Origin of the sequence: Aeromonas sp. MR19 (assembly GCF_963899305.1) — a bacterium.
GTDB classification, from domain to species: domain Bacteria; phylum Pseudomonadota; class Gammaproteobacteria; order Enterobacterales; family Aeromonadaceae; genus Aeromonas; species Aeromonas bestiarum.
In genome coordinates, this window is the sequence record NZ_CAWQWZ010000043.1 from 265611 (window position 1) to 272101 (window position 6491).

General features: G+C 63.1%; 4 protein-coding genes and 3 tRNA genes. 6 read left to right on the forward strand and 1 reads right to left on the reverse strand.

The annotated features are described in order from the left end of the window. The first annotated feature begins 49 nt into the window (after positions 1 to 49). The 3 genes from AACQ95_RS17085 (at position 50) to AACQ95_RS17095 (ending at position 3740) form a co-directional block, all read left to right on the forward strand. Positions 50 to 925: a helix-turn-helix domain-containing protein gene (locus AACQ95_RS17085; RefSeq protein WP_277604382.1), complete on the forward strand. Its 876-nt coding sequence runs from the start codon at positions 50 to 52 to the stop codon at positions 923 to 925. Positions 926 to 1187: 262 nt separating this feature from the next. Continuing rightward, the gene (locus AACQ95_RS17090; protein WP_043141992.1) at positions 1188 to 2825 is read left to right on the forward strand and encodes an ATP-dependent endonuclease; all 1638 of its coding nucleotides are present in this window, start codon (positions 1188 to 1190) and stop codon (positions 2823 to 2825) included. Between the two features lie 195 nt (positions 2826 to 3020). Then, a complete protein-coding gene (locus AACQ95_RS17095; protein WP_241279150.1) occupies positions 3021 to 3740 on the forward strand; it encodes a hypothetical protein in 720 nt (239 codons plus the stop codon). A 69-nt stretch (positions 3741 to 3809) separates the two neighbouring features. Here the strand turns inward: AACQ95_RS17095 and glgX are convergent, their stop codons facing one another. Continuing rightward, positions 3810 to 5873, reverse strand: a complete 2064-nt coding sequence (gene glgX / locus AACQ95_RS17100; protein WP_241279151.1) for a glycogen debranching protein GlgX — start codon at positions 5871 to 5873, stop codon at positions 3810 to 3812. 196 nt (positions 5874 to 6069) lie between these two features. Between glgX and AACQ95_RS17105 the strand changes: the two genes are divergently transcribed. The 3 genes from AACQ95_RS17105 (at position 6070) to AACQ95_RS17115 (ending at position 6491) form a co-directional block, all read left to right on the forward strand. Continuing rightward, positions 6070 to 6146: transfer RNA gene (locus tag AACQ95_RS17105), tRNA-Met, on the forward strand. A 93-nt stretch (positions 6147 to 6239) separates the two neighbouring features. Further along, positions 6240 to 6316 (forward strand) — tRNA-Met (locus AACQ95_RS17110). 102 nt (positions 6317 to 6418) lie between these two features. After that, positions 6419 to 6491 (forward strand) — tRNA-Met (locus tag AACQ95_RS17115).

Genomic DNA, 6491 nt, shown 5'->3' on the forward strand with positions numbered 1-6491 from the left:
GGTAAGATGGCCATCAGGCATGAAGGGCGGGGCATAAAGGGTGCAGCAGATGAGAGGGGCAGGGGTATTCGATGCACTGGTCAGCACGGGGGCGCGGCTGGAAGACTCCTGCTGGCTGGAGCCCGGCCTTGGGGTGGCCAGCTGGCGCAACCGCTACGATCAGACCCGCTACCACAAGCCGGGCCACCACACCCTGAGCGTCTATCTGCAGGGGGGCGAGCAGACCGAGCGCCTCGATGGCCCCGGCGGTCATGGCGGCACCGGCAAGGTGTGCATCATGCCGGATCACCACAGATCTGAATGGCTGGTGCGCGAAGAGTTCCGCTTCTTCCACCTCTATTTTACTCCGGCCCACCTCACCCGCATCGCCGAACAGGCCTGCGACAAGGAGGGGCGCCATCTGCTGCTGGAAGACAAGACCTTCATCGACGACCCGCAGGCGGCACTGGTGCAGGCCCAGCTGATGAAGCTGGAGTGGCAGCACGGCGTCGATCGCATGGCGCTCTCCCACGGCGCCTGGATGCTGATGCTGCACGCCTATCGCCACCACACCCGGGAGGCGCCGAGCCTGCCCGAGGTGCGTGGCGGCCTGGCACCCGGGGTGATCCGGCGGGTGCAGGAGTACCTGCTGGCCCATCTGGCCGAGCCCGTCACCCTGGCCCAGCTGGCGCAGGAGGCGGGTCTGAGCGAATACCACTTCGCCCGCATGTTCGGCCAGAGTCTGGGGTGTCCGCCCCATCGCTACCTGCAGGGGCTGCGCCTCAAACGGGCCAAGCAGCTGCTGGCGGGCCCCGAGCCCCTGGCCAGCATCGCCATCTTGTGCGGATTCTCTTCCCAGGCCCACTTTGGCAACCGTTTTCGCGAGGCATTTGGCCTCACGCCGGGCCAGTGGCGCGCGCAATTGTCATCCTATCGTCACAGATAACGCTGAGACTCTGGGTAAAACAGGTGTACCATCTACCACTTACCCATTGAAAGGAATGCCCATTGAATTATCGCAAACGTCAGACCCGTACCCGCCACCTGTGGTTCAGCCACTGGAATGCCCCCCAAGATCGCACCTGTATTCCCACCCCTCCCGAACCCGTAGTGCCTCACAGTTCCCGCTGAAAATCGACACGACCCGATAGGATTTTTCCGGCAACTTTGCCACTATTGCGCCATCAGGATGGACTGGATATGGCCGCATGTTTCTGGAACGCATTGAAGTCAAAGGTTTTCGCGGGATAAATCGCCTCTCGCTCGGGCTGGATAACACCACGGTTCTCATCGGTGAGAACGCCTGGGGCAAGTCCAGTCTGCTGCGCGCCCTCTGGTGCCTGTTGGGGCAGGATGCCGAACCCTATCAGTTCGAGGCCGACGATTTTCACCAGCCGGAAGACCCCGAACTCGCACCCGCCCGCAATCTGCAACTGGTGCTCACCTTCAGTGAGCACAGACCCCAGATGTGCCTGCACTCCCATCGTCTGGCCCGGCTGGGCGCCTCCTGGGTCAAGCACAAAGACAAATTCCACCGCATCCACTATCGCGCCAGCGCCGAGCTGGAGGCCGACGGCTCCGTGACCACCACCCATGACTTTCTCGACGGCATCGGCAAGAGCCTGCCCATCGACAATGCCCATGAACTGGTCTGCCTGCTGATCACCATGAACCCGGTATTCCGGCTGCGGGATGCCCGCACCGCCCGCAGCGGGGTGGAGGTGCTTAAGTGGAGCGATCTGTCGCAGAACCGGCTGAGCCAGCTGGCCAACAAGCTGATCGACGAGCCCCAGCGCATCGGCGAGCCCGAGCTCAAAGAGGCATTGCAGGCGGTGCGCCAGCTGATGGATCACTACTTCAATGCCCTTGCCCCCATCAAGAACAAGCCCCGCAGCCAGCGGGACATAGTCAATCGCCCCATGACGCTGCGCAACCCCGGCAATCTGCAGGCACTGCTGCGCAATGCCGACAACCGGGCGCTGCAGCTGGCGATGGCGGGCATGGCAGCCACCCTGCTCAACGCCCGTGGCAACCGCGAGCTGGAGCAGGGCGCGCGCCCCATCATGATCCTGGAAGATCCCGAGAGTCGTCTGCACCCCACCATGCTGGCTCTGGCCTGGGGCCTGCTCGAACAATTGCCTGGCCAGAAATTGCTCACCACCAACTCGGGAGACTTGCTCTCCTCCCTGCCCCTGAATCAGGTGCGCCGTCTGGTGCGTCGCCAGCAGGACATCGTCTGCCATCAGCTCGGTGGCGAGCGTTACAGCAGCGATGACTTGCGCAAGATTGCCTTTCACGTGCGCATCAACCGCCCCATGTCGATGTTTGCCCGCTGCTGGTTGCTGGTGGAGGGGGAGACAGAGATCTGGCTGCTCTCCGAGCTGGCCCAGATCTGCGGTTACAGCCTGCGGGCGGAAGGGGTGCGTATCATAGAGTTCGCCCAGTGCGGCCAGTCGCCCCTCATCAAGGTGGCGCGCGACTTTGGCATAGAGTGGCATCTGCTCACCGATGGCGACGAGGCGGGGATCAAATACGCCACCTCGGCCCGGGCGTTGCTCAAGGGGGAGCGGGAGCGGGATCGGTTGACCCAGCTGCCGGCGGCGGACATAGAGCACTACCTCTATCACAATGGCTTCGAGGCGGTGTTCAGGCGCGAGGCCGGCGTCGGTGGCCGCTCGACCCTCAATGCCGGGCGCATCATCAACAAGGCGATTCATCACCGCAGCAAGCCGGGCATGGCGCTGGCGGTGGTGGAGGAGGCGGAGCGCCTCGGCGGTGAGCACATTCCGCCTGTGATCCGCCAGATGTTTGCCAAGGTGGTGGCGCTGGCGCGCGGTCAGGGCTGATCCGCCCGTCTGCACCCTGACGCAGGAGAATGCAGGCCAGGGGAATCGCCCCTGTTGTCCCGGCAGGCTGACGGGGCGCCGGCCACCCACTCCCTCGCCGGTGGCAGGGATTGGGGTTGGGAGTCGGTTTGGGTATACTCGGCCCCTTCTTGGCGCCCCATAGGCGCATCCCGAATCCTTGCTGCTGGAGGCGTCATGTTCGTCCAACTCCCTTTTTGGCTCTTTCCCCTGACCGGATTGATGGCGCTGGGGGCGCTCATCGCCCTCGGCATAGTGCTGTGGCGCGGTGACATCTGCCCGGGCCAGCGCTCGCGGATCACGGCCCAGCTCTTCTCCATCTGGGTGATCACCGGCCTCTCCCTGATGCTGGCGGTGGAGGCCAGGGTGGCGAGCTGGTTGATCTGGAGCGGGGGGGCCGCCCTGATCCTGGGGATAGTGCTGTCGCTGGCCCAGTCCCGGCTGGAGGGCAAGCGGGCCATCCCGTCCACCCTGCTCTGGTTGCCTGCCATGCCGCTGCTGGTCTATGGCGTCGGCTTGCTGCAAATCCAGGGCTGGCTGAGCGGCCTGCTGCAGATGACCTTGCTGGGGGCGGCCTTCGCGCACCTGATGCTGCTGCGGGCGCGTCACCGCCTGCAGGCCTTCAATCTGTTGCTGCCGGTGGCCGGGCTGGTGGCTGCCATCCTGAGCCTGCTCTGGCTGGCGGTGCTGGTGGGCTGGCAGGGCAGTGGCGCTGAGCTGGATGCCCTGATCCCCGGCGTGCTGACCCAGGCCAGCTTGCTGATTGCGGCCCTGCTGCTCTGGTTCAGCCCCATCTATCAACAGCGGGAGACGGCGCCCGTGGTGGTCTCCACCGCCCTGTGCGGCCTCATCATCGCCCAGATAGCGGCGACCAGCGTGCTGCACCAGCTGGCCTGATCGACTTGCGTCATGAAAAAGCCCACCCCGGTTGCCCGGGGTGGGCTTTTTGCTGGCCGCAACCCGGGCCTAGTAGAAGTCGTCGGCCCCGCAGATAAAGAGGCAGCTGCTGCGTGGCTGGGCCAGGTATTCCCGGGTCAGCCCCTCCAGCGGCATGCCGAAGGTACAGATGTCATGGGGTGAGGGCAGGGCGGTATCCAGGATCCGGCGCCAGTAGCCGCCGACCCCCTTGGGCGGGCTTGGCAGGTTGAAGGTGAGCGGCTCCCAGTAGGCGTTGAACAGCACATAGAGCGCCAGTTTGGTTTCGCTGGAGAGCGCCGACATGGCGATGGCGTGGGAGTGGGGGCTGAAGTCCGGCTGGGCGGCATTGACCCCGTGCCAGCAGATCTCGCTGTGACGCAGGATCTCGGTCAGCGACAGCGGCATGCTCTCCTGCTCGGGTCGCTGGAACAGGTGCTTGCGATACTGGATCAGCTCCTTCATGAAGCGGAACATCTCCTGCCCCATGACGCTGGGCTGCCAGTTCATCCAGCAGGTCTCGTTGTCCTGGCAGTAGCCGTTGTTGTTGCCGTGCTGGGTGCGCAGCACCTCGTCCCCCATCAGCAGCATGGGAGATCCCACCGACAGCAGGGTCGCCACCATCATGTTCTTGGCCTGACGCACCCGCAGGGCATTGATCTGGGGATCCTCGGTCGGCCCCTCCTGGCCATGGTTCCAGCTGAAGTTGTGATCGCAGCCGTCCCGGTTCTCTTCACCGTTGGCCTCGTTGTGCTTGTGATCATGGCTGGCCCAGTCCCACAGGGTGAAGCCGTCGTGGCAGGTGACGAAGTTGATGCTCTTCTCCGGATCGGCGTGGTGATAGTGGTAGATGTCCGGGCTGCCGCACAGTCGCTCCACGAAGGTGGCGACTGCGTTGTCATCCCCGCGCAGGAAGTGGCGCACATCGTCCCTGAACTGGCCGTTCCATTCACGCCAGCGCGCGCCGGCCAGGCTGCCCACCTGATAGAGGCCCCCGGCATCCCAGGCCTCGGCGATGAGCTTGATGTCGGCGATGCGGGGATCCGTGTCTATGGTGCGCAGGGTCGGTGCATTGGCCTGGGGCATGCCGGACTCGTCCCGCGACAAGATGGCGGCCAGATCGAATCGAAAGCCGTCCACGTGCATCTCCTGGCGCCAGAAGTGGAGGCTGTCCATGATCATGCGCAGCACCACCGGATGGGCGCCGTTGAAGGTGTTGCCGCAGCCCGAGTAGTTGGTGTCCTTCTGGTTGCTGTCGAGTATGTAGTAGGCCTCGTTGTCTATGCCGCGAAACGAGAAGGTGGGGCCATCATCGCCCCCCTCGGCGGTGTGGTTGTAAACCACGTCCAGGATCACCTCGATATTGGCCCTGTGCAGCGCCTTGACCATGTCGCGAAACTCGGTGAGCGGATCGGGGCCGCTGGCATATTGGGCGTGGGGGGCAAAAAACGACATGGGGCTGTAACCCCAGTAGTTGGAGAGCCTCTTGGGGGCATCCTGGGGATCGAACTGGAACACCGGCAGCAGCTCGACGGCGGTGACGCCGAGGGATTGCAGATAGGGGATCTTGTCGATGAGGCCAAGATAGGTGCCGCGCAGGGCGGGATCCACCCCTGAGCTTGGCGACTTGGTAAATCCCCCCAGATGCAGCTCGTAGATCACCGAGCGGGAGAGTGAGTGGGCGGGCAGTTTGTCCCCTTCCCAGTCGTAGTCGCGGGTATCCACCACCCGGTTCTTGGCACATACAGCCAGGTTGCTGCCGGGGCGGGCCGCGGCCCAGCGGTCGTAAGTCGGCCCCAGCTCAATGCTGCGACCATAGGGATCCAGCAGCACCTTGTCCGCATCGAAGCGGGTGCCGTAGTAGGGGCGCCAGGGGCCCTGAATGCGATAGGCGTAGCGCTGACCCAGTGGCAGGCCTTCTATATGGATGTGCCAGTAGTAAGCGGTGCGGTTGAGACGGGGTGACAAAGGGATCACCTCAGGGGTGGTATCGTCGGCACTGGCGAACAGCAGCAGTTCGACCCGACTGGCCAGGCGGGCCCAGATGGCAAAGTTGACGCCGTCGTGCTCGGGTGTGGCCCCCAATTGACGGCAATGACCGGCGGATATGCGCATGATAAACCTACCCAAAACGAGGAGTGACAATCCAATTCAGTGTAGTGCGCCAAGCTGGCCCCAAACCTGCTTGTCTGAAAAAACAGCGCCCTGTTGCAAATTCCTTCAATTTGTGCCGCTTTAACCTACGAATGAAGTTTTTTTAGGATATTTACTTGCAATCTGAGCGCTGGCGCCTATTATTGGCGACCTCAGACGCGGGGTGGAGCAGCTCGGTAGCTCGTCGGGCTCATAACCCGAAGGTCGTCGGTTCAAATCCGGCCCCCGCAACCATCTGAGTTTCCTAGTCGACAACGCCAATTAAGGCATTGAAGATAAAGAGAATTCGAACTGGCTACTGCTCGGCCACTTCGGAAAAAATACGGACGCGGGGTGGAGCAGCTCGGTAGCTCGTCGGGCTCATAACCCGAAGGTCGTCAGTTCAAATCTGGCCCCCGCAACCAACTATTTGTGTTCATGGCGAGGCTGATGCCAAGCGGTGAACGTAAAGACAGCACGCTACTTCTGCTCGGTAGTGTGTGGTGATGAAGGCAGTACAATTCGGACGCGGGGTGGAGCAGCTCGGTAGCTCGTCGGGCTCATAACCCGAAGGTCGTCAGTTCAAATCTGGCCCCCGCA